General features: G+C 29.8%; 22 protein-coding genes. 9 read left to right on the top strand and 13 right to left on the bottom strand.

The window, feature by feature from the left end:
• On the top strand, positions 1-100 hold a 100-nt coding region (locus JOD41_RS09335; protein ID WP_205052444.1), incomplete at its 5' end, for an IS3 family transposase.
• A 79-nt stretch (positions 101-179) separates the two neighbouring features.
• Here JOD41_RS09335 and JOD41_RS08395 read toward each other — a convergent pair.
• The 4 genes from JOD41_RS08395 to JOD41_RS08380 are packed head-to-tail and all read right to left on the bottom strand — an operon-like array spanning position 180 to position 4,255.
• Positions 180-1,394, bottom strand: a complete 1,215-nt coding sequence (locus tag JOD41_RS08395) for an AI-2E family transporter (RefSeq protein ID WP_205052442.1) — start codon at positions 1,392-1,394, stop codon at positions 180-182.
• 9 nt (positions 1,395-1,403) lie between these two features.
• Positions 1,404-1,913: a hypothetical protein gene (locus JOD41_RS08390; protein ID WP_205052441.1), complete on the bottom strand. Its 510-nt coding sequence runs from the start codon at positions 1,911-1,913 to the stop codon at positions 1,404-1,406.
• Position 1,914: 1 nt separating this feature from the next.
• Positions 1,915-2,781, bottom strand: a complete 867-nt coding sequence (locus tag JOD41_RS08385) for a radical SAM protein (protein WP_205052440.1) — start codon at positions 2,779-2,781, stop codon at positions 1,915-1,917.
• A 19-nt stretch (positions 2,782-2,800) separates the two neighbouring features.
• Positions 2,801-4,255: a nicotinate phosphoribosyltransferase gene (locus JOD41_RS08380; RefSeq protein ID WP_205052439.1), complete on the bottom strand. Its 1,455-nt coding sequence runs from the start codon at positions 4,253-4,255 to the stop codon at positions 2,801-2,803.
• 269 nt (positions 4,256-4,524) lie between these two features.
• Between JOD41_RS08380 and JOD41_RS08375 the strand changes: the two genes are divergently transcribed.
• The 3 genes from JOD41_RS08375 to JOD41_RS08365 all read left to right on the top strand — a co-directional run bounded on the left by JOD41_RS08375 (position 4,525) and on the right by JOD41_RS08365 (position 7,757).
• A complete protein-coding gene (locus tag JOD41_RS08375) occupies positions 4,525-5,343 on the top strand; it encodes a tRNA lysidine(34) synthetase (RefSeq protein WP_156700385.1) in 819 nt (272 codons plus the stop codon).
• A gap of 94 nt (positions 5,344-5,437) precedes the next feature.
• Positions 5,438-6,643, top strand: coding sequence for an FprA family A-type flavoprotein (locus JOD41_RS08370; protein WP_205052438.1), 1,206 nt, complete (start codon positions 5,438-5,440; stop codon positions 6,641-6,643).
• Between the two features lie 763 nt (positions 6,644-7,406).
• Complete coding sequence (locus JOD41_RS08365; protein WP_205052437.1) at positions 7,407-7,757, top strand: Spx/MgsR family RNA polymerase-binding regulatory protein; 351 nt, start codon at positions 7,407-7,409, stop codon at positions 7,755-7,757.
• A gap of 147 nt (positions 7,758-7,904) precedes the next feature.
• On the opposite strand, the gene JOD41_RS08360 is transcribed toward JOD41_RS08365, so the two are convergent.
• The 4 genes from JOD41_RS08360 to JOD41_RS08345 all read right to left on the bottom strand — a co-directional run bounded on the left by JOD41_RS08360 (position 7,905) and on the right by JOD41_RS08345 (position 12,673).
• Entirely contained in the window at positions 7,905-9,431 is a 1,527-nt protein-coding gene (locus JOD41_RS08360; RefSeq protein WP_205052436.1) for a ClC family H(+)/Cl(-) exchange transporter, read from the bottom strand.
• A complete protein-coding gene (locus tag JOD41_RS08355) occupies positions 9,421-10,617 on the bottom strand; it encodes a hypothetical protein (protein WP_205052435.1) in 1,197 nt (398 codons plus the stop codon). Before JOD41_RS08355 ends, JOD41_RS08360 begins: the two co-directional genes overlap by 11 nt.
• Before the next feature lie 87 nt (positions 10,618-10,704).
• Positions 10,705-12,057: an MATE family efflux transporter gene (locus JOD41_RS08350; RefSeq protein WP_205052434.1), complete on the bottom strand. Its 1,353-nt coding sequence runs from the start codon at positions 12,055-12,057 to the stop codon at positions 10,705-10,707.
• A complete protein-coding gene (locus JOD41_RS08345; RefSeq protein ID WP_205052433.1) occupies positions 12,050-12,673 on the bottom strand; it encodes an NAD(P)H-hydrate epimerase in 624 nt (207 codons plus the stop codon). Before JOD41_RS08345 ends, JOD41_RS08350 begins: the two co-directional genes overlap by 8 nt.
• 367 nt (positions 12,674-13,040) lie before the next feature.
• On the opposite strand from JOD41_RS08345, the gene JOD41_RS08340 reads away from it, so the two are divergent.
• The 5 genes from JOD41_RS08340 (at position 13,041) to JOD41_RS08320 (ending at position 17,774) form a co-directional block, all read left to right on the top strand.
• Positions 13,041-13,676 carry a helix-turn-helix domain-containing protein gene (locus JOD41_RS08340; protein WP_205052432.1) on the top strand — a complete coding sequence of 212 codons (636 nt, stop codon included), beginning with the start codon at positions 13,041-13,043 and terminating at the stop codon, positions 13,674-13,676.
• A gap of 55 nt (positions 13,677-13,731) precedes the next feature.
• Entirely contained in the window at positions 13,732-15,171 is a 1,440-nt protein-coding gene (locus tag JOD41_RS08335; protein ID WP_205052431.1) for an MBOAT family O-acyltransferase, read from the top strand.
• Positions 15,172-15,179: 8 nt separating this feature from the next.
• Positions 15,180-16,208: a hypothetical protein gene (locus JOD41_RS08330; protein WP_205052430.1), complete on the top strand. Its 1,029-nt coding sequence runs from the start codon at positions 15,180-15,182 to the stop codon at positions 16,206-16,208.
• 173 nt (positions 16,209-16,381) lie between these two features.
• Positions 16,382-17,254 carry a LysR family transcriptional regulator gene (locus JOD41_RS08325; protein WP_205052429.1) on the top strand — a complete coding sequence of 291 codons (873 nt, stop codon included), beginning with the start codon at positions 16,382-16,384 and terminating at the stop codon, positions 17,252-17,254.
• A 121-nt stretch (positions 17,255-17,375) separates the two neighbouring features.
• The gene (locus JOD41_RS08320; protein ID WP_239541172.1) at positions 17,376-17,774 is read left to right on the top strand and encodes a phosphatase PAP2 family protein; all 399 of its coding nucleotides are present in this window, start codon (positions 17,376-17,378) and stop codon (positions 17,772-17,774) included.
• 12 nt (positions 17,775-17,786) lie between these two features.
• On the opposite strand, the gene JOD41_RS08315 is transcribed toward JOD41_RS08320, so the two are convergent.
• The 5 genes from JOD41_RS08315 to JOD41_RS08295 form a co-directional block, all read right to left on the bottom strand.
• Positions 17,787-18,488 carry a hypothetical protein gene (locus JOD41_RS08315; protein ID WP_205052427.1) on the bottom strand — a complete coding sequence of 234 codons (702 nt, stop codon included), beginning with the start codon at positions 18,486-18,488 and terminating at the stop codon, positions 17,787-17,789.
• A gap of 43 nt (positions 18,489-18,531) precedes the next feature.
• Positions 18,532-19,128 carry a C39 family peptidase gene (locus JOD41_RS08310; RefSeq protein WP_205052426.1) on the bottom strand — a complete coding sequence of 199 codons (597 nt, stop codon included), beginning with the start codon at positions 19,126-19,128 and terminating at the stop codon, positions 18,532-18,534.
• A 66-nt stretch (positions 19,129-19,194) separates the two neighbouring features.
• Entirely contained in the window at positions 19,195-19,920 is a 726-nt protein-coding gene (locus JOD41_RS08305) for a TIGR03915 family putative DNA repair protein (protein ID WP_205052425.1), read from the bottom strand.
• A gap of 10 nt (positions 19,921-19,930) precedes the next feature.
• On the bottom strand, positions 19,931-21,157 hold the full coding sequence (locus JOD41_RS08300; protein ID WP_205052424.1) for a putative DNA modification/repair radical SAM protein: 1,227 nt from the start codon (positions 21,155-21,157) through the stop codon (positions 19,931-19,933).
• Between the two features lie 113 nt (positions 21,158-21,270).
• Positions 21,271-22,869 (bottom strand): Na/Pi cotransporter family protein, encoded by a 1,599-nt coding sequence (locus JOD41_RS08295; protein ID WP_205052423.1) that lies wholly within the window; start codon positions 22,867-22,869, stop codon positions 21,271-21,273.
• Positions 22,870-22,980 lie beyond the last annotated feature (111 nt).

Raw genomic sequence — 22,980 nt, 5'->3', positions numbered from 1 at the left:
AGAGGAATATATTGATTATTACAATAATGAAAGAATTCAATCAAAAACAAAATGGATGCCACCTACAAAGTATAGGTTAGCATCCACTACAATTAGTTAATTAAATATTGTGTCCAGTTTTATGGGTACACATCATTTTCTCCAAGCAGTTTTTTCTTTGTCTTCAATTTTTATGATTTTTAAATTTTTTTCATTCTTAAATCTAAATTTTTCTCGTCAATTTTATATTTTGTGTACTCTCTCATTAATTCATAAAGAGTTGATGCAAGTGGAATAAATGCCCACATTCCTACTACTCCAAAAAGAGATCCACCCACTGTAATGGCAACAAGAGTCCAAAGCGAAGGAAGTCCAACTTTGTCTCCAACAATTTTTGGATAAACTAAGTTTGATTCTACTTGTTGAAGTATTACAATTAAGACTAAAAACATAAGAGCCTTTGTGGAATCTTCTATTACTATCATGATAAAGCACATTGCTCCACCAAGGAAGGGTCCAATAATTGGAATAAGATCTGTTACACCAACTATTACACCAAGAGTTGCAGCATTGGGAATCCTTAAAACAAAGGAAGCCACAAAGGTCGCAATACCTATAAGAGTTGAAACTGTAAGCTGTCCTCTTATGAAACCAAAAAAGTTTTCGTGAAGAAGATGAGCTACATGAATTATTTTATTTGCAACTTTATTATTAAAGAAGGAATAACAAATTCTTGTAGCTTGATAGCCTAGTCTTTCCTTGTCTGCCAAGATGTAAATTGATGTAATTAGGGCAAGCATAAAAGATACAAGTCCACCTAAAATACTTGATGCAGTGGAAAGTGCGCCGTTAAGTATTTGTGATGAATTGTCGCTTGATGTTACAAATCCTTTAATTCTATTAAATATTTCATTCCAGCTTAAATTATCATATTCACTTTGCAATTTATCTGAATAATTATTTAGGTAAGGTACTTCTCTAGTCTTATCTATTGCCATTTGTAAAAAGCTAGGTAGGGACTTTCTAAGTCCATCAAAGGAATTTATTAGCTGTGGCACAATTATTGCAGTAATAAGAAAAAATACAAGTATTATAAATATAAAGGAAATTGCAATAGAAATTGTCCTCTTGTGTTTTTGAAATTTTTCATTTCTTACCTTGCTAAAAACTTTTCTCTCTAAAAAATTTAGAGGTATTTTCATAATAAAGGCAATTACTCCACCAAGTATAAAGGGTGCCAGTATACCAAGTAAGACTCCAAAGCCTGTAAAAATACTTTTGCTATTTAAAAATAAATAGGCAACAAATAAAAGTGCCAGTCCCATTAAAAAAACTTTTTTATAAACTTCGTTTTTAAAGGATAGTTTATTTAAGGGATTATTAATTTTTTCTCTATTTTCTTTTTTTTCTTCCATATTTCTCCTCTATTTCTTTGAAAAATCATCTAGAAATTTAAAATAATCTTCAAAAATTGATTTTTGCATATTGGTCATTGTCTTCATGTAAATTTCAGAAAAATCCATTATAAGTTTCATCTGCCTTGAAAATATATTGGCATAATCGTCAATTAAGCCAAGGGTATCTTCTTCTAAATTTTCTTTATTATAAATCATTGGCAGATTTCTTTCTCTTTTTATTTTTTTCTTTTTTGTCTCATTAGAAATATTAGGATTTACTTCCATAATTATTTCAAAGTTCTTGTTGCTTTCAGGGTCTTTTTCCTTGTAGTCAATTTCAAGTTTTTCCTCTTTTGGAGTAAGCTTATTATAATCTAGGGGAAGTAAAAATCTTATAGGATTTACTGCAAGAGCTTTTTCTTCTTCATCTTTTGTAAAGGAAATAACGCCACTATTTTGGTGTTTGGAAAGCTCTTCTATTTTTAAATTCTTAGAATTTTTTCCATCTTCATTATTTTTTAAATCTTTTTTATCCAATTTAGAAACCTCTCAATACATCAGGTCTGAAATTTTTCTTTTTTAAAGTTTTTTCAATGGCCTTTATAAGAGTCTCTCTATCTTCATTTAAGTTGCCTGCAAGTAGGACATAGTTTGATGCGTGATTGGACCTGAAAACTGTGCCTTCTGAATCCACATTTTCCAAAAATATTTTCATTTCCTCTAAAATTTCTCCTGCATCAGGCATTTTAAATTTGCCAGAAATATAATCGGCATAAAGAGGTGTATTCTTATAAATTCTCATTGTAAGATATCCCAAAAAGTCTGGTTTTGTTTCAGAGATAAGCTTCGCAGTTCCCACTGCATTTTTTTCCATTCCATCAACTCCACCAAGGCCTGCAATAATAGTGACAGAAGTTTTAAAACCTGCTTCCTTTGCCTTTTTCATTGCAGAGACATATTCATCATAAGTTATTCCCTTTTTGATTTCTTTTAGGAGGTCTTCGTCTCCAGTTTCAAAACCAATATATAACATTTCAAGTCCTGCTTCTCTTAAAGTCTTTAATTCTTCAAGAGATTTTCTGTTGATGTCCTGTGCAGTTGCATAGGATGAAACTCTATTTACATTGGGATAATATTCTTTTATAGTTTTTAAAATTTCAAGTAAATCTTCTGTCTTTAAGACTAGAGCATCTCCATCTGCCAAAAAAATCCTTTCAAAATAATCTTTATAGGAACTCATTTCAATTAAATCTTTTTTTATATCTTCAAGAGGTCTAATCCTAAAGTCGTCATCTTTATACATGTAGCAAAATGTGCAAGAATTGTGGGAACATCCCACTGTTGCCTGAACAATTAAAGACCTTGCCTCACTTGGCGGTCTAAAAACATTTCCGTAATACTGCATATTTCTCCCCTTCTATTTTTTAATTTTTACCGTGTTTCTTTAAAAGAGTGTCCTTAACTTCCCAAAGTTTTTCAGATAAGTCCACAATGTATTCATTTGGATTATCAAGTCTCTTTGTTTCTTCCCAAAGAGTGTCAAGTTCTCTTTCAGCTTTTTTCTTAATTTCTTCAAGACTTGGAAGTTTATATACAAGTTCTCCCTTGTCATAAATTTGAACTAAAACTTTTTTGGCTGTGTAATTAGTAAGAGTTTTTCTCTTCCATGTGTAAACTGGATGGAAAATTTCATAATTATCTTCAGGAATTTCTTCATCTCTTAGGGCAATTACATCTGCCATCGCCTTTCCTGTTTCATTTTCATAAAATCTGTAAAGTTCTTTAAAACCTGGAGTAGTAATTTTTGTAACATTTTCAGAAATTTTTATCTTTGGAATAATTTTCCCATCATCATTTACAGTTGCAACAAGTTTATAAACTCCGCCAAAAACTGGAGATGATTTGGAAGTAATAAGTCTTTCGCCAACTCCAAAGGAATCAAGCTTTGCCCCTTGGTGAAGTAGGGTCCTTATTGTGTATTCATCAAGAGAATTTGATGCCATAATTTGAGCATCGGGATAACCTGCATCGTCAAGCATTTTTCTAGCCTTGTTGGAAATGTAAGTTATATCTCCTGAGTCAATTCTTATTCCCTTTGGTCTAAATCCACGAGGAATGACTTCTTCATCAAAAACTTTTATGGCATTAGGTATGCCTTCTTTTAAGGTGTCATAAGTGTCAACAAGTAGTAAACAATTGTCTGGATAAACTCTTGCAAAAGCTCTAAAGGCTTCAAGTTCTGAATCAAACATTTGAACCCAAGAGTGTGCCATGGTGCCAAGAGCTGGCACACCAAACATTTTATCAGATAAGGTGTTGGCAGTTCCTGCACAGCCACCAATATAGGCAGCTCTTGCTCCTAAATTTGCTGCAGAATAACCTTGAGCCCTTCTTGATCCAAATTCAACAACTGGTCTTCCCTTTGCTTGTTTTACAATTCTTGATGCCTTAGTTGCAATCATGGATTGATGATTTAATGTTAAAAGAACCATTGTCTCAAGCATTTGCGCTTGTATAGCTGGACCTCTAACTGTCATAAGCGGTTCCCCAGGAAAGGCAAGAGTTCCCTCTGGCATTGCCCAGACGTCACATTGAAATTTAAAATTATATAAATAATCTAAAAATTCTTCATCAAAAATATTTTTGTCTCTCAAAAATTCTATGTCTTCGTCAGAGAAGTGAAGATTTTCCATGTACTCGATTAATTGTTCTAAACCTGCAACTATTGTGTATTCTCCATTGTCAGGTACTTCTCTAAAAAACATATCAAATATGACAGTTTTATCTCTCATGCCTTCTTTAAAAAATCCATTTGCCATTGTTAATTCATAAAAATCCACAAGAAGGGTGAAATTTTTTTTAACATTATAATTTACCATTTTAATACTTCCTTTTCTTCTCTCTACATAAGTAGAGCCCCTTAAATTAATTACATAGATTATATCACATTGAGATCCTTTTTGATAATTATATGGCTATGCGATTTTATGGCTTATATTTGATTTTACATGAAAATTCATTGTGTTATAATCTTTAAGCAGTAGTTTTGAGCTTATAAAAATTTTTAAGCTCTTTACAAATTCTATTTGCTTAAAAATAGAAAATAACTGTGTTATAATGAAATTAGATTGGTATAGGTGAAATTTTTTTGGAAACAATAAAAAGCACTGTGGACATAGAAAGGTCCCTTATAAAAACTTATAGACGTGATATTTATAAAAAATTTGTGCAAGGCGTAAATAAATATGAATTAATTAGTCCAGGAGATAAAATTGCCGTTGCAATTTCTGGTGGCAAGGACTCCCTTACTCTTGCAAAATTATTACAAGAATTAAAAAGACACAACAAAGTCCCCTTTGACCTAGAATTTATTGCAATGGATCCAGGATATCTTCCTGAAAATAGAGAGAGGCTTGAATTTAACTGCGAAAGGCTTGGCATACCTGTAAAAATTCATGACTCTGATGTTTTTTCCGTTGCAGAAAAAATGTCAGTGAATGGCTCGACTTGTTATATGTGTGCAAGAATGCGCCGTGGAAATTTATACAATAGAGCTAAAGAACTTGGCTGCAATAAGCTTGCTCTAGGTCATCACTTTGACGATGTCATTCAGACTGTACTTTTAAATATAATTTATGCTGGCGACTTTAAAACTATGATGCCAAAATTAAAATCACAAAATTTTGAGGGTCTTGAACTAATTAGACCCATGTATCTAGTTCGAGAAGAAGCTATTATTCGCTTTATGAAGTCAACTGGACTATCTGCTCTTGACTGTGCCTGCACTGTTACGCAAAAAAAATCTGGCAACAAGAGATTTTTTATAAAGGACTTAATCGAAGAATTAAAAAAAGAAAACAAAAATGTAGACATAAATATTCTTCGTGCAACTGAAAATGTAAATATGGAACAAATCTTAGGATTTAAAGAAAAGGGCGAAAGACACGACTTTTTAGAATTTTATTGAGAATTTTTATAAGTTATAATTTTTTAAATAAAAAACTTAAAGGCTTGTGAAAAAATTTGTCAAAATAAAAAATTTAAAAAATAAGGAGGATTTTATGGAAAATTTATTGTCAGTGCCTATTAAAAAAGACATTTATTATATAGGCACAAATGATAGGAAAACTGAACTATTTGAAGGAATGTGGCCCCTACCAAAAGGAGTTGCCTACAACTCTTTTCTAGTTAAGGGCGAAAAAAATGTACTTTTCGACTTAGTAAGAGTGAACACAATTGATTCTTATGTGGAAAAAATAAATGAAATTGTAGGCGAAGGCGAAAAAATTGACTACATTATGATTAATCACATGGAACCAGATCACACTTCTTCAATTAAATCAATTTTGGAAATTTATCCAGATGCAAAACTTGTTACAAATAAAAAAGCCGTTGCCATGTTAAATAATTTCTATGAAATTACAGACAACATCATAGAAGTTAAAGATGGCGAGACACTAGAACTTGGAGATAAAAAATATACTTTTTACATGACTCCAATGGTTCACTGGCCTGAATCTATGGTAGCCTATGAAGAAACTACAAAGACACTTTTCTCACAAGATATTTTTGGTGGTTTTGGAACTCTTAATGGTGGAATTTTTGACGATCAAATAGAATATGACGCTCACTACCACGAAGAAACAACAAGATATTTTATTAATATTGTTGGAAAATATGCTACACAAGCCCTTAAAGCTTTAAATAAGTTAGCTGATCTTGACATACAGTTAATTTGCCCAGATCACGGACCTATTTGGAGAGAAGATCCTAAGAAAATAATTGACATCTACACTTCTCTTGCTAAACAAGAAACTATTGACGGCTGCGTTGTTATCTACGGTTCAATGTATGGAAATACAGAAATGATGGCAGAAGCTGTGGCAAGAGGTCTTTCTGAAGGCGGACTTAAAAATATAAAAATAAGAGACATCACAAAGACATCTAACTCCTATCTTTTATCTGATATCTGGAGATACAAGGGCGTAATCATAGGATCATGTTCTTACGACAACAATTTATTCCCACCAATGGATTATTTAATGACAGAAGTTTCTCACCAAAGAATGAAAAATAATTATTGGGGAATTTTTGGATCCTTCTCCTGGTCTGGTGGAGCTTTAAAAACTCTAAAGAAATACATGGAAGATGGCAAGTACGATGTCCTAGACACACAACTTGAAATCCAAGGTGCAGCAACAGAAGAAGAAATCAAAAAATTAATTGACTTTGGAAAAGAGATGGCTGCAAAAATATTAAATAAATAATAAAAAATTAATCGTCACGAATTTGAACTGACCCCCAAAAGTTGGACTAACAAACCAACTTAAGGAGGTCAGTTTTTTATTGCAAGGGATTTAAAATTTTAGGGTGAAAATTTTTTATGTAGTAAAAATCTTTCTATAATTTATCAGGAAAAATTTATGAATTTATTTTCATGGCAAAAATTTTATTCTAAAAATTTATTTAAGTTAGAATTTTAAAATAAAATACACAAAAAAAGAATGCCTTTATTTTCTAAATAAACGACATTCTTTTTAAATATCCAATTCCATCCAACTTAAATTTTTTGGTTCAATCACTACTATCACCTTTATTCTTATTTTACCAAAGGCCTATATAAAATTGATATTTCTCGCAGTCCCAACTCTAAGTCTGCGTACCATCTTATATAAAAACTAAGAGTAATTTCAAACAAACTATTTACCATCACTTATTTTAAAAGTTATACTATTTAAAGTTATTTTTCGTCCATTAAAAACTATTCGATTTATATAAAAGTTTGGCATTTTAAGTCAAAACTTGTAAAATTAATAAAAATCAAAAACATTTTTACTGATCTTGGATGGAATTGTCATGTTTCTCCAAATAAGTAACTTCACAATAATTCTTTTTACTTTATTATGTTAATCTTATTTGGTATTAATATTATACCACACTAAATTAAAATGTAAACACTTTTTATAAAAATTTTTAAAAATTTTTTATTATTTTTTGTAGTATAATTAATTTACTTAAAGGAGGCTAAAAATGAACACATTAATCGGCTACAAAAAATGTAGCACTTGCAAAAATATAGAAAAATTATTAGAAGAAAAAAATATTTCTTACGATTACAGAGAAATCGACAAGGACCTTCTCTCTGTCGAAGAACTTAAAAAAATTAAAGACTTGGCAGAAATTGACATCTTTAAACTCTTTAACACATCTGGCATAAGATATAGAGAGCTTGGACTAAAGGACAAGAAAAAAGACATGACAGAAGAAGAAATTTATGATCTTTTATCAAGTGACGGCATGCTAGTAAAAAGACCAATCCTTTTGACAAAAGATAGAGCCTATGTAGGTCCCCAAGTAAAAAAATATTTAGAAAGTCTGTAAATTAATTTGAATATAAATTATTTCAAAAATAATTTAAAGAAAAATTTACAATGAAAGAAGTGCAAGAAAATAAAATCTTGCACTTTTTATTTTGAAAAAATATAAGAATCATAAAAAAATACCAGAGCCTAAGCCCTGACATAAAATTTATTCATTTTTTAAAAATCTGTCTATTTCTAGGGCGTCTTCTGCCCTTATTAGGACTGTGATTTTATCGCCTAAAAGAATTTTATCATCTGCTGTTGGCACTATTTCAGTACCTTCTCTTTCTATTGACATTACTATTAAATGTCTTGGGAAATTTATTTCTTTAAGGCTCTTTCCTATTATTTTTAAGTCGTCAGTTATTGTGTATTCAAAAATCGAGTAGTCGCCAAGTTCTCTTTCCTTTGGACTTAATAAATTTTTATCCCTTAATTGTCTTTCAAAAAGTGTATCGTAAATTGGGGCAACTTTTAATAATTCTGCTACATAATATGACACAATTACTACTATGGAAAGTGCTATTAAATGCTCAAAAGTCTTTGTCATTTCTGATACTAATATTACTGAAAGTATGGGACTTCTCACTACTGATGCAAGGATTCCACTCATGCCAAGAATTATAAAGTTGACATAATAAGGATCTAAGTCAAATTTATTTTCTAAAAGGGCAAAAATAAGAGCTCCGCAAGATCCTCCTATTACTAAGACTGGCAAAAATATTCCACCTTGAACTCCTGATCCATAGCAAAATGTTGTGTAAAATAATTTAATAATAAGGATTGCACAAATGTATTTAACTGCAAAATGTTCCTTTGCCATTTTTTCAAGAAGTCCATGTCCTCCTCCAGTTCCTTCAAAAAACATAAATCCAATTAAAATTGTCACGCCCATTAATAGTGCGTATTTTAAAATTTGTGAATTTATTTTTTTGAATAAATCTTGAAATTTTGTAATGAGGAAGTTATATAGTCCACCAATTAAACCTGTTAAGATTCCAATTAATATTGCCACCCAAATTAAAGTCATGGGAAGTGATTTTGTTGCAAAGAAGGAAAAAGATGTTTCTGATCCCATTATTACAAAAGATAGGTAATTTGCTGTAATTGATGCTATAAGTGCTGGCAAGAGAACAAATTTTGAATAGGTTTTGTGAAGTTCTTCTATGGCAAAGATGCAACCTGCCATTGGCGCGTTAAAGGCTGCGGCAAGTCCTGCTGCTGCGCCTGCTGTTATCATGTATTTTAATTCATCGGGAGGCCTTTTTATTGCCTTTCCTATAAATTTTGCTGCTGCACCACCCATTTGTATTGATGGACCTTCTCTTCCTAAAGAAAATCCCATGAGATTTCCAAGTCCTCCACCTAGGATTTTTGATACAAGAGTTGGAATTTCATCCATTTTAAATTTGCCAAGGATTTCTCCACGAATTTGTGGTATTCCACTTCCACCTGATAGAGGCGCCCATTTTAAGAGCCAATAAATTATAAAAGATACTAGAGATGCAAGGATAATTAAAATCACAAGTGATTTTATATTAAAATCTCTGTATAAGAATTTTCTGTAAAAATCCATTTTCATAATTACAAATCTATATAATACTGAAAAAAGTCCTGCAAAGGCCCCTACAATTAAGGAGTCAATTAAAATTCTAAAAATTAATTTCTCCTTATTGTTAAAATCATCTTTCATTTTCTTCTCCTTTTATTAATTTCTTCCAATCTTCTTCACTTAATTTTAAAATTTCTATATAATTTTTTTCTTTTTCTATTTTTTTTGGCTCTGTGTAAAAATTAAAGTTTACTTTTTTTATGGCGCTGCCCTCAATATCTGCAATTACTTTAAATTTTTTGGACTTTATTAAATTATAAAATCTTGCATTTATGTGAGTTAATTCATCGTGATAGACTAAATACTTATTTTTTGGATAATAGCTCATCCTAAAGTCTCTATCATTAATTTTTCCCTTAATTGTCTTTAGATTTTTATTTTCTTCATGCTCAATATAAATATGTCTGTGGGGAACTTTTAGTTCAAAAACCTTTTTTATTTTTAGGCTGTATTTTTTGTCATCAGACTGCAATTTTAAAAGATTTTTGTCATCATCAGTTTCCATATAAAAAACTATTTCATTTCTTTTGTTTAAATCTTGTGAAATATTGGCAAATTCCTTTTTCAAAAGCTGACTTACATAAGTATAGGGAAAATAATTTTCATTTTCATAAAATTCTAAAGTTTTGTCCATAAGTCTTTTTAAATCTTTTGATTTTACTTTAATTTCAAATTTATTTTTTGAAATGTTTTTTACATGGGTTTTTCTAATTATTCCAGTCCATTCTTTTTTCACATATTTTTTTAGTTCAGAATTTTTCTCAGAAAAGGAAACTGGTGGAAGAAATAATTGTTTGTTATTTTTATCGTAGCCTAAATCACTTAATACATGGGAATCACGAGAGAGATTTACCATTGTATTTCTGTCAATATAAAGGGGCAAACTTGCCAAGTCTTCTCTATAAAGATAGACGTCGCTATTTACAATTTTTTCGCCAAAGTTATAAACTTTTTTGTCCTTCTCTAATCTCTCACTAAAAAATCTTGATTTATTTGTCGCACTTTGAAAATTTATAATATTTACTTTGTCGCCCTTATAATTTTCACTGCTAAATCTTATGCCATAGTCGCCTGTGGCCTTTATCTGGTTAAAAATCTCCGATAGACCAAAATCTTCTAAATAGTCATCTGCAAAGGCAAAAATTCTGTCGTCAACGGTGTAAAGAATCTCTGCTACAATTTTTTTTGGATAATGTCTAAAGGAATTTACTCCAAAAATAATCAGGGCAATTAAAAAACTTATTAAAAAAATGCTCTTTTTTTTCATAATATCACTGCTTTTTATATTTTAATTATAGTTTACAATAAATCTTCACTTTATTGCAATAAAAAAGGCACCTTTTGGTGCCAAGTTTTACATTTCTATATTTTTTCTCCACTTTCCAAATTTGTAATATATTACAGTAAGCAAAAAGTTTGCTAAATAAGAAACTGGATAGATTATACTTATTACTCTTATTGAATTATATATTGGCATGGCAAAATAAACTACTACAAGCCTTAAAATACAAATTGTAAGAAGTGAAATTATCATAGGACCCATGGCGTGTCCGCTTCCTCTTATAAAACCAGAAATTGTTTCTGATAGTCCAAAGGACCAAATTCCAAGACTTATTATTTTCAAAAAGTCTGAACCATAAGAAACTACTTTTTCATCTGGATTAAAAATTGCTATAAGTGGTTCTGCAAATACAATTGAAATCACTGACAAAACTGCTGAAATTCCTAAAACAATTAAAAGTGAAACCTTAATGCCTTCACGAAGTCTATCATATCTTTTTGCGCCAAAATTTTGTCCTGAAAAAGTTGTGGCAGCAAGGGCGATAGCTTGAAGTGACATAAATAAAAATCCGTCAATTCTTCCTTCAGCTGCAACACCTGCTATGGCATCTGGTCCAAAGGAATTTATTTTCGCTTGGAAGATTACATTTGTAAAGGATAATAATGCTGTTTGCACTCCAGTAGGTATACCTATTTCAAAAATTCTCTTTGCTTCATATTTGTGAAGTTTTATCTCTTCTTTTCTAAGTTTATAAGATCCATCAGTCTTTAAAAGTGAATAAGTTACAAGAATTGCTGATACAACTTGTGATGCAAGAGTTGCAAGGCCTGCACCTAAAACTGACATCTTCAGCCAGCCAACTAATATTAAGTCAAATACAATATTTACAAGGGCTGATACACATAAAAAGTTAAAAGGTCTTTTTGAGTCACCAGTTGCCCTTAATATAGATGCGCCCATATTGTAAATTAAAATTGGAACAGTGCCCATAAAGAAAACTCTCATATAAATAGTTGCGTCATGAAGAATTTCTGGTGGCGTATCCATTATTTTTAAGAAAAAAGGCGTTGAGAAATAACCAAAAATTGTAATTGCAAGTCCAGACATAAAACCAAGAAAATAGGAACAACCTACAGATTTTTTTAAGGCCTCTCTATCATTTGATCCATAATAAAGGGAAATTATTACAGATGCCCCAGTAGTTAGTCCTAAAAAAAGTCCGATTAACAAGTTTGAAACTGGTCCAGTTGCACCAACTGCTGCCATGGGATTTTTCCCTGCAAATCTACCAACTATCATTAAGTCGGCAGTATTATAAAGCTGTTGCAAAAAGTTAGTTAAAAGTAGTGGAATTGCAAATTTTATTATTCCTTCTAAAATTGAGCCTTCTGTCAAATTTATATTTCTGCTAATTTTTTTACTCATCTTTGTACCTCACAATGCCAATATATATTTTTTTAAGCTCTCCTACATTGCTATTTAGAAGCTCTCCCTTTTTTATATCGGATATTGCGTAGGTAACATTACATGCCACACAGTTGCCGTATTCTTCTCCCGTATCTGCGTCCATGCCAGAAGGTATGTCCACTGCAATTACATAATTTCCATGAAGATTTATTGCATCAATTAAAGATCTATAAAATTTATTTAATTTTCTATTAAGTCCTGTGCCAAAAATTGCGTCTACAGTAATTTCATTTACTTCAATGGATTCAATTAATTCGTCAAAATTATTGTCTTTTATATATTTTACATCTGTAAGTTTTTCTATTATTTCTAAATTTTTGGAAAATTCTTGGCTTTCTTTGTCGCCAACTACAAAAACTTCAACAATTTTTCCACTTAGAATTAAATGTCTTGCAATGACAAGTCCGTCACCGCCGTTATTTCCCTTACCGCAAATTATCGTAAAGGAATCATACTGATTAATTTCACGAAAAATTCCCATTCCTGCATTTTCCATTAAAATAAGAGAATCAATTTTAAATTCTTCTATTGTTCTCTTTTCAAGTTCAATCATTTTATTCTTTGAAATTGTCACAGTTATCCCTCCCCTTTCATTATATTCTATTTAAAAAAAATTGACACATATTTATACTAATTTTGCCATATAAATTAATTTATTTTTTTAATTTTTTTCTTATTATTAGCAAGTTTTTTATTTTCTCATTAATAAATTTTTTATATTTTTCCTTAATAAATTTTTTATCTATATAATTAATAAATTTTCGCAAGGACAATATATTACAACAAAAAGTCTAAAATTGCAAAAATATTATAAATTTTTAGTTGATATTTGGTATCATTTATCATATAATTGTCTTAAAGATAATACATATCAAAATTTAAAAAAATAGACAAAAAAAACTAAACATAAAATATAATTTAAAAATTTAAAAGGAGAAATTATGACAAACTATCTTACTATTGCAGAGAAGGCAAAGCCTGAATGTATAACTTGTGCTCATGAACTTTTTGAAGATATTTCAAAAAACTCACTAAAGGAAAGTCTTCAAGATATGAAAAAGCAAATTGATGACTTAAATACTTTTCTTTATACATATTTTTTAATTACATACAATAAAGATTTAAGGGATCTACACGATAATTATACTTTAAAATTAAATGAGGTCTTGGATAAAAATGATCTTAAATTTATTGCAAAAGATTTAATAGAAGGCTATGCCAATTCTCTTCTTGACGAAATGGATTTTTCAAGAAACGAAATTATTGATAAAGCCCTAAAAATTATAAATAAAGAATACACTTTAGGTTTGAATTTAGAAGATTTGGCTGAAAAACTTCATCTATCTAAAAATTATCTTTGTTCCCTATTTAAAGAAGAAACTGGTTTCACTTTTTGCCAATATCTAAATACTTTAAAGACAAATAGGGCAAAAAAACTTCTTTTAGAAAACAAAAAGACTTTAGAATACATAAGTTATGAATGTGGATTTTCCTCACAACCACATTTTACTATGACTTTTAAAAAATACACTGGAAAAACTCCTAGAGAGTACAAAATTAGCCTATTAAGTAAATAATATTTTATTGAAATCCTCCATCATTTGCTATATTATAAGATGATTGGAGGATTTTATGCTTTTTAATTCACTTGAATATTTAATATTTTTGCCAATAGTTGTAATTATTTACAATTTGTTGGGCAAAAAATTCAAAAATATATTTTTGCTCTTAGCAAGTCTCAGCTTTTATAGTTTTTGGAATGTGAAATACACCTTCCTAATGCTCTTTTCAATATTTATAACCTATATAACGGGAATTTATATTGAAAAAAACAGAGGGCATATAAAAAAAATGAAGCTTGCTGTATTTTTTTGCTTTTTTATAAACTTAGGAATACTTTTTGTCTTTAAATACTTTAATTTTTTTGCAGATTTATTAAATAATTTATCTGGCAAAAATTTTAATATTGCAATAGATGTCCTCCTTCCTGTGGGGATTTCCTTTTACACTTTTCAGGCTCTTGGCTACACAATTGATGTCTATAGAAAAGATATAAGGGCAGAAGAAAATTTTATTGACTATGCACTTTTTGTTTCTTTTTTCCCCCAACTTGTTGCTGGACCAATTGAAAGAAGTGTAAATTTACTGCCACAAATAAAAAATCCCAAAAAATTTTCCTATGACAATTTAGTAAGAGGACTAATTTTATTTTTTTATGGAATGTTTTTAAAATTAATAATTGCCGATAGGGCAGCCATCCTCGTCAATGAAGTTTTTGGAAATTACAAAAATTTTTCCCGAGAAATTTTAATTATTTCCGGAATTTTATTTACCCTTCAAATTTATTGCGACTTTTATTCTTATTCAATTATGGCAAAAGGGTCTGCTAAAATACTTGGCATTGATCTTATGGATAATTTTAAGGAGCCACTTTTATCTAAATCCATTACAGAATTTTGGAGAAGATGGCATATTTCCCTTTCCACTTGGTTTAAAGACTATCTCTACATTCCCCTTGGCGGCAATAGAAAAGGAAAACTAAGAAAATATTTTAATTTAATCCTTGTCTTTCTGGTAAGTGGACTTTGGCATGGGGCAGATCTTTCCTTTGTCCTTTGGGGTCTTATCCATGGCATTTTCAATGTCCTTGAAAATATTTTTGGAATTAATAAAAAATCAAGAAGAAAAAATATTTTACTTGATACTCTTAGACGAATCCTTACTTTTATAATTGTTGTCTTTGCCTTTATTTATTTCAGGTCAGAAAATATTCATCATGGCAATGAATATCTTCTTGCAATAATAAATAATCCAAGATCTTTAAATATAATGGAGGATCTTTCTAAGACTTCCTTTGGCATTTCAAATATTTATCCACTTATAATTGGAATAATTATTTTATTTGTCTTTGATTTATTAAAATACAATAAGATAAATTTAGCTGAAAAAGTTTTAAAAATAATTCTTCCTATAAGATGGCTAATTTACTTTGCCTTTATTTTTGCAATAATAATTTTCGGTGTCTATGGTCCAGAGTTTTCTGAATCTGCCTTTATTTATTTTCAGTTCTAGGTGATAAAATGAAAAAAATTCTAAAAATTTTAAAATCAATAATATTTATTGCCATAATAATTTTTGGCGTCCTAGAACTAAATAATTTATTTATTAGAAAATCCCTTGCAAAACCGTGGGACATGGGCAATAAAATTGGCGGATTTTTTAACGAAAGGGAAGATTATAATGCCATGTTTTTTGGAACAAGCCACAGCTACTGTTCTTTTGAACCCCTCCTAATTTATGAAAAGACTGGCGTGAAATCTTACGTGCTTTCTTCACAAAGTCAACCTTTAAAAATTTCTGCATCCTATGTAAAAGAAGCTCTAAAAAGAAAAAATCCAAGTGTAATATTTGTAGATATTCAGGGTTCTATTTATAAAGATAAAGAATCCTTTAGCGTCGTAAATTCTTACAGCGATTATTTTCCTTTTTCAAAAAATAAAATAGAAATGGTTATAAAAAAAGTGCCCATGGAATTTAAGGCACAAGCAATCCTACCTCTTGTTGCCTATCACAGCAGGTGGAATGAGTTAAAGGATGAAGATTATAATTTTGATAAAAAATCTTATAGTGATTACTTAAAGGGCTATGTGCTTTTAAAGGGTCAAAGTGAAAAATTTAAAAATAATCAAGCTGAAGATTTAAGTAAATACTTAAAGTCTATTAGTTCCTTTAATAAAGAATCTTTTCTTAAAGAAAATCTAAGTGCCTTTGATGAAATAATTGACCTTGCCCATAAAAATGGAGTGGAATTATTTTTTGTAAAGACTCCAGTTTACGATAAAGATTTATATAGAGATAATATTACTTATATTGAGAAAGAATTAGAAAATAAGGGTGCAAGATTTATAGACTTCAACAAATTTTTTGATGATATGAATTTGACCAAGGGTGATTTTTATGATCCCCATCATTTAAATGTTAAGGGCGCAGAAAAGTTTAATTTATTTTTTATAGATTATATGAAAAGGGAAGGCATTTTTCAAGAAAATCTAGCTAATGACAAGGCTTGGCTTGATAAGATAAAAACTTACGATATAAATAAATCTTGATAGACAGAAGTCTTATATTCTGTCTATTTTTTTATTAGTAGTTTTTTATACTGATAAATGCCTTTATTTTGGGCTTTTCTTACATGCAATCCGAAAATAAAGTTATAACCTTTTTTCTATATTTCTTGATTTTTATTAAAAATAATAATAGAATAAACTTAAAGGAGGTTAATATGACAATAAGGGATTTGGAAATATTTATAGAAGTTGTCAAGGCGAAGAATATGTCAAATGCTGCAAAAAATTTAGAAATTTCGCAGCCCACTGTCTCCCATGCAATTTCTCAAATAGAAAATGAATACAATGTAAAATTGTTCGATAGGGTTTCTAAAAAATTGTACATAACTGATGTTGGCTTAAGGCTTTATGATTTTGCCCAAAATATTTTAGAACAATTTGAAGAAACTGTTATTTTTTTGCAAAGTTCTTCTACAGCTCACAATATAAATCTTGGCGTTAGCTCAAACTTTAGCTCTCAATTTTTACTTGAAATAATTGATGAGTATGAAGAAAAGAAAGATGACGTCAGCATAAGAGTTTATGTTGACTCTCGCGAAAAAATAATTCAAAAATTAAATGCTGGTATTATAAATCTTGCCATTCTTGATGGCGATATAGGCGTTGAAAATAATTCAGCTGAGCCTTTCTTTGAAGATGAAATTTTTATAATTTCTTCAAAAAATTCTTCTATCAATGATAAAGATGTACTGGAAGCAGAAGATTTAAAAAACAAAAAATTTGTCCTTGGCGATTTAGATGATTACTCTAAAAAAATACTTTTAAATTATCTTCGTGAAAAAAGTATACCAATAGATTTAAAATTTATTTGCCAAAATAAGGATATGGTTCTTAATATTGTAAAAAATACTGATGCACTTTCCATTGGCGCAAGTTCAACTTTTAGCGACAATGAATTAGTAAAACACAGATTATCTGATATTTCTATTAAGAGGACTTATTACTTGGTTTACCATAATGATGCTTTCCTCAAAAAGAATTTGAAAAATTTTGTGAATTTTGTAAAGAATAAGTTTAGTAAAAAATAATATGGAATTAAAATTTTTAGAGTCGCTTCAATTACTCCACTCACCTTTTTTAAATTTTATTATGATTTTCATAACAAAACTGGGAAATGGAGGTTTTATTTGGATAATAGCTACCATATATTTGCTATTTCAAAATAAAAATAAATTAAAGAGAGAGGGCTTTACTATTGCTCTTGCTCTAATTATTTTTTCTGTCTTTGGTCTTTTAATTTTAAAGCCAATAATTGCAAGACCAAGACCCTTTACAATTGACGATGTAAGTATTTTAATAAAAGAACCTAGGGATTTTTCTTTCCCATCAGGACACACTGGTTCATCCTTTGCAGCTGCCTCTGTAATGTATTTTTACAACAAAAAAAGAGGCTCCCTTGCTCTAATTTTGGCAGGACTTATTGCCTTTTCAAGGATGTATCTCTTTGTACACTATCCAAGTGATATAATCGCTGGATTAATTCTTGGAATAATTTCAGCATACTTTGCAAGAAAAATTACTAAGAAGATTTTAAAAATAAAAAAATAAAATTACCCCGTCTTAGTTGCGGGGTAAATATTTTTCTGCTATTTTTAAATTTAATTCTTCTAAAAGACCTCCATAAATTTCTTGATACTCTTCGTAGACATTTTTTAGACGCTTTAAATTAAAATCAATTGCATCTTTATCATCTAACATATCAAGTTGATTTAAGGGAAATCTATCAAAGATCATGGAAATTTCTATTTCCAAATCTTCTCTTTTAAATTGTAATTTTTCACTACTTATATCAAGTTCCCTTGGTCTTTCTATCGTTAAAAATTCTAAAAGACCATCTTCATCACAGTTTTTAAAAAGTTCCTCTGCCCTTTCAAATTCTCCCACTGGAAAATCATTTAGGCTTGGACTGTAATAAAAAATTACTTCTCTAAAAATATCCTCTATTTCCTTTCTTTTTTCATCAGAAATAACAATTTCAGTTTTTTGTGAGTACTTTTCTTTATTTTCTAATTCTAAATCTTTAAACTCTCTTTCAAATTCTTCCTCAGCTTTATTTTTTGCATCTTCTGGAGAAAATTTGTCCAAAAGTTTAATATTTCTTCTAATTTTTCTAATATTTAAATTTAAAGTGTCTACATAGTTTTCTAGCTCACCAAAAATTTCGCCATATCTCTCATAGGTTTTTGGAATTAAGTTTATTAAAGTGTCTTCTTTTACAAAAATTAGCTCAGAAACTAAAAATTTTAAATAAGATCTTTCCATTTACATCACCTTTTTCTTTTAGACATAAACTTTATTATATTTTTTATGCCAAGTCAAGCTTAAAAACATTGTAAGAAAAAACAGGAATTTTCATAAAACCCTTTAAGTCATTGTAATCTATATAGGATGGGCTTTTATTCCAACCATCATAAACGTGCAAAAATTTTATATTCATTGACCTAAATTTATAAATTGAATAGCCAAAAATAACTAGAGAATGTCTCTTATAGTAACCACTTCCAAGATTCATCATAACTGGATGAAAATTATCAATTTCTTCTTTTACATGAGAATAGAAATTTCCCAGATAAATCCCTCTAGCTTTTAAATTTAAATTATTTTTTGCGAAATAAGTATTTGCTATGTGAGAAATAAAAAAAGGAATAGTTCCAAAATCCTTGAAGTATCCATTGTTCTTGGCAATTTTAAAAACATCACTATATATTTCAAATCTATCCAAATCCTTATAATAATAATTTATAATTCTAGTAAGGCTTGCAATGGTGCAGTTGTTTTTTCCAGCTTCAAAATCTCTTTGCAAAAAATTTGGCATTTCAATTTCACTTGATTCTAAAAAAACTGCCTTGGGATAATTTTTTTCTATATATTTATTTAAGTTTTCGATTCTATTTTTTTCCATCTCTTCCTCCAGAATACATATACCCATTAATTAGCAGAAAAATTTTTTATGAGAAATCCATAAAAATTAATTAAACCTATTTATCTCTGGCAGATTATTCCAATATTTTTTTGGCATATTTTTAGTCCTAAGTTTTTCATTTTTTCGCTCTTTTATGGCAATGGCATCATAAAAAACTCGCCAAAGTTCTACATAATTATCTTCAATTTTAAAATCATCAGTCATTTTATAGTCAAAAAATTCAGCCTTTTCGCCATCATAAATCACGGCACGATTTCTCCTTGTGTCTGCAATAATAAATTTTTCCTTAACAAGTCTTCTCTTAAAGTGTTTAAAAATATAATACAAGATGTCATTTTCTGGCTTAAATTTTGCAAATAAAAATCCATCCATTTCATCAAAACGGAGAAGTCCTTTATAGGAATGAATCTCTCCTGAAACTCTTTTTAATATATTTCTAAATAAAATTACATCTTCATCGGCAGATTCAAGATAATAAGAACCCTTAACATATAATTTTTTTAGGGTCTTAGCAATGGCAAGCTCCTTTTTTTCATGGCAGGAAGAAAAAACCATTAAGATATTATTGTAAAAGGAATAGGAAAAATTTTTTATAACAGACTTTTTCACTCGCTCTGCCTTTTCAATATCTGTAAGGCAATTTATTCTGTCCTTAAAAAAATTTATTTGCTCATCTTTTTTTACAATGTCATCTAGGTCTTCCAAAACTTTATAAGAATCAAAAATAACTGTTAGAAGTCCTTCAATACTTCCGTCATATACATAAATCATAATTACCTCACTAGAAAAAGGAAAGCTGCTTAGAATTTTCCCTTTCCAAAATTATTGATCTAAGAGCTTCTCTTGAATCAAATTTTTCGCCATAATATTTTCCAGAAACTGTTATAAAATTTATGGCCCTCTTAGTGGAAATTCTAAGTTTTTTTAAATCGTAAAAACTAAGATTAAAGGATTTTCTCGCCTTAATAATTTTTCTTGCAGACTTTGGACCAAATCCTGGGATTTTTAAAAGTTCCTCTAGGCTTGCTTTATTTATTTCAATTGGACTAGAATAATTTTCTATGGCATAGTCCATTTTGGGATCAATATTTAAATCAAAATCTTGTTTTTCCTCACTTAAAAGTTCTCCCGCACGAAAACCATAAAATCTCATGAGAAAATCTGCTTGATAAATTCTGTGTTCACGAAGAAGAGGCGTCTCTTCCTTTGGCAAAAGGGAATTATCTCTTACTGGCACATAGGCAGAATAATAAACTCTCTTTAAAGAATAATCATCATATAAAGATTGGGATCTTTTTATTATATCTCTGTCATGACCTTCTCCTGCTCCAACTATCATCTGAGAAGTTTGACCTGCTGGCAAAAATAAATTTTTTTTAGGATAATATTTATATTTTTTCTTTTCAAGAGAATTTATTTTTAAAGTTTTTGATAGAAAATCCATGGGCCTTGTAATCTCATCAATTTTCTTTTCTGGTGCAAGAAGGGCAAGGCTCCTAGCTGTTGGAAGTTCAATATTAACACTCATTCTGTCAACGTATTTGCCCATTTCTTTAATAAGATATTCACTGGCACCTGGAATTGCCTTCATGTGAATGTAGCCATTAAAATTTTCCTTCTCACGAAGCCTTTTTGCAACTTCAATTAATTTTTCCATAGTGTAGTCACAGGATTTAAAAATTCCAGAAGACAAAAATAAGCCCTCAATATAATTTCTCTTGTAAAAATTTATTGTAAGATCAACTACTTCATCTACAGTAAAGGCTGCTCTTTTTGAATCAAGACTTTTTGCATTTATACAATAAGAGCAATTATAAATGCAGTGATTTGTAAAAAGTATTTTAAGTAGGGATATACATCTGCCATCTTCAGACCAGGAGTGACATATACCGCTTAGACTTGCATTACCTATGCCATCCTTATTCTTTCTATTTGATCCAGAAGAAGAACAGCTTACGTCATATTTTGCAGCATCTGATAGTATTTTTAATTTTTCCAATAATTCCATATTACCACCAAGGTCATTCTAACATTTAAACTTATGTTTTGTAAACATATATTTTTTAGCTTTATTATAAAAATAGGCAAAAAAAATCTGCCCAAAGGCAGATTATAAAAATATTAAATTGCAAGTTTTCCAGCATTGGAAATATAAGATGAAATTCTTTCCATGGCTGCCAAAGTTTTTTCGTATAAAAGCCCACTTTCTGGGTCACAGATTTTTTCTCTCATTCTAAGCATGTGATTGTTTCTAAATTGTGTGGCATCCTTTTGAACTAATTCATTTGATTCTCTCATAAAGGAAATTCTTTCGTCCCTGTCTAATTCGCCAAGGGCTGAGTTAAACATTTTTTCAATAACTCCATTTATTTGTTTTAATTCTTCAAAGGTTTTATCTGTAAATAAAAGCTTTTGGTCTTCCTTTAATTTTGCAACTTCAGCAATATTTTTGGAGTGGTCTCCAATTCTTTCCATATCTCTTGAAATTCTAAGATAGGCTGCAAAGTTTGCAGATGTTTGTTCATTCATGGCAAGACCTAAAGAATCAATAATAAAGGCAGAAATTTCTTTGTTTAAATAATTTATTACTTCTTCACGTCTAAATATTTCATCGTATTTGTCTTCGTCAAAATTTTTCAAAAGGCTTACTGAAGATTCATAGTTTTGTGTAACAACTTCAAGGAGCCTTCTTATTTCAGCTTTTACATCAGTAAAGGTTGCTGGTGCATCCTTTACAACATTTTTATTAATATATTGTAGGGACATTTCTTCTTGTTCCTTGTCGATACCAGGAATAATCTTGAAGGATAAATCTGCAAGTTTTCTTGAGAATGGGAACAAAAGTATTGAAGTTGCTACGTTAAATAGTGTATGCAAGTTGGCAATTTGTGCTGCTGGTAAATCTCTTGAAATGTTCATTATTATTTTATCAATTGGAATGATAAAGGAAATTGTTACAAAAATTATAGTACCAATAATGTTAAATAGCACATGGACTAGGGCTGTTCTTCTTGCATTTTTTGATGAACCAACTGAGGATAATACAGAAGTAATACAAGTTCCAATATTAAATCCAAATATTATATACATTGCTGAGTGAAGTGGTATAACTCCTTGGTTGGCAATGGCCTGCAAAATACCAAGAGAAGCTGATGATGATTGGATTATCGCTGTAATAATTGTACCAGCAAGTACTCCAAGTATTGGATTGTCAAACTTTGTCATTAACGTTATAAATCCAGGATAGCTTCTAAGAGGCTCCATGGCTACACTCATAAATTGCATTCCCATAAATAAAAATCCAAGACCAATTACAGCTTGACCAATATATCTCTTCTTTTTATTTTTTGAAAATGTATTTAGCAAAAATCCAACAAAGGCAATTATTGGTGCAATAGTGGAAATATTCAAGGCAACTAATTGACCTGTAATAGTTGTACCAATATTGGCTCCCATTATAATTCCAACTGCCTGATAAATTGTCATAAGTCCAGCATTTACAAATCCGACAACCATTACCGTTGTGGCAGAAGATGACTGAATTATGGCAGTTACAAATGTACCAACGAGTATTGATTTAAAAAAACTCGATGTCATTTTTTCGATTACATTACGAAGTTTGTCGCCTGCAACAAGCTCGAGACCACTGCTCATCATTTCCATACCATATAGGAATAAAGCAAGCCCTCCCAATAGTTCGATAAAATAATTAATTGACATAAATCCTCCCAAATTGTTTTTCAATTTAATCTTACAATATAATTATCTTTTTTTAAAGGAAAAGTAAAGAAATTGTAAATTTTTTATAAAAGAAAATTTATGCAATAAAAA

It is taken from the genome of Peptoniphilus gorbachii (assembly GCF_016908115.1).
Classification (GTDB): domain Bacteria; phylum Bacillota; class Clostridia; order Tissierellales; family Peptoniphilaceae; genus Peptoniphilus_A; species Peptoniphilus_A gorbachii.
The sequence above is the reverse complement of the archived record's forward strand: the minus strand, read 5'-3'. Positions and strand labels throughout refer to the sequence as shown.

Coding starts and splice junctions, on each gene's coding strand:
- JOD41_RS08335 (WP_205052431.1), top strand. CDS start 13,732: ATGCTTTTTAATTCACTTGAATATTTAATATTTTTGCCAATAGTTGTA.
- JOD41_RS08300 (WP_205052424.1), bottom strand. CDS start 21,157: ATGGAATTATTGGAAAAATTAAAAATACTATCAGATGCTGCAAAATAT.
- JOD41_RS08295 (WP_205052423.1), bottom strand. CDS start 22,869: ATGTCAATTAATTATTTTATCGAACTATTGGGAGGGCTTGCTTTATTC.
- JOD41_RS08395 (WP_205052442.1), bottom strand. CDS start 1,394: ATGGAAGAAAAAAAAGAAAATAGAGAAAAAATTAATAATCCCTTAAAT.
- JOD41_RS08380 (WP_205052439.1), bottom strand. CDS start 4,255: ATGGTAAATTATAATGTTAAAAAAAATTTCACCCTTCTTGTGGATTTT.
- JOD41_RS08355 (WP_205052435.1), bottom strand. CDS start 10,617: ATGAAAAAAAAGAGCATTTTTTTAATAAGTTTTTTAATTGCCCTGATT.
- JOD41_RS08385 (WP_205052440.1), bottom strand. CDS start 2,781: ATGCAGTATTACGGAAATGTTTTTAGACCGCCAAGTGAGGCAAGGTCT.
- JOD41_RS08360 (WP_205052436.1), bottom strand. CDS start 9,431: ATGAAAGATGATTTTAACAATAAGGAGAAATTAATTTTTAGAATTTTA.
- JOD41_RS08325 (WP_205052429.1), top strand. CDS start 16,382: ATGACAATAAGGGATTTGGAAATATTTATAGAAGTTGTCAAGGCGAAG.
- JOD41_RS08365 (WP_205052437.1), top strand. CDS start 7,407: ATGAACACATTAATCGGCTACAAAAAATGTAGCACTTGCAAAAATATA.
- JOD41_RS08315 (WP_205052427.1), bottom strand. CDS start 18,488: ATGGAAAGATCTTATTTAAAATTTTTAGTTTCTGAGCTAATTTTTGTA.
- JOD41_RS08370 (WP_205052438.1), top strand. CDS start 5,438: ATGGAAAATTTATTGTCAGTGCCTATTAAAAAAGACATTTATTATATA.
- JOD41_RS08310 (WP_205052426.1), bottom strand. CDS start 19,128: ATGGAAAAAAATAGAATCGAAAACTTAAATAAATATATAGAAAAAAAT.
- JOD41_RS08305 (WP_205052425.1), bottom strand. CDS start 19,920: ATGATTTATGTATATGACGGAAGTATTGAAGGACTTCTAACAGTTATT.
- JOD41_RS08350 (WP_205052434.1), bottom strand. CDS start 12,057: ATGAGTAAAAAAATTAGCAGAAATATAAATTTGACAGAAGGCTCAATT.
- JOD41_RS08340 (WP_205052432.1), top strand. CDS start 13,041: ATGACAAACTATCTTACTATTGCAGAGAAGGCAAAGCCTGAATGTATA.
- JOD41_RS08330 (WP_205052430.1), top strand. CDS start 15,180: ATGAAAAAAATTCTAAAAATTTTAAAATCAATAATATTTATTGCCATA.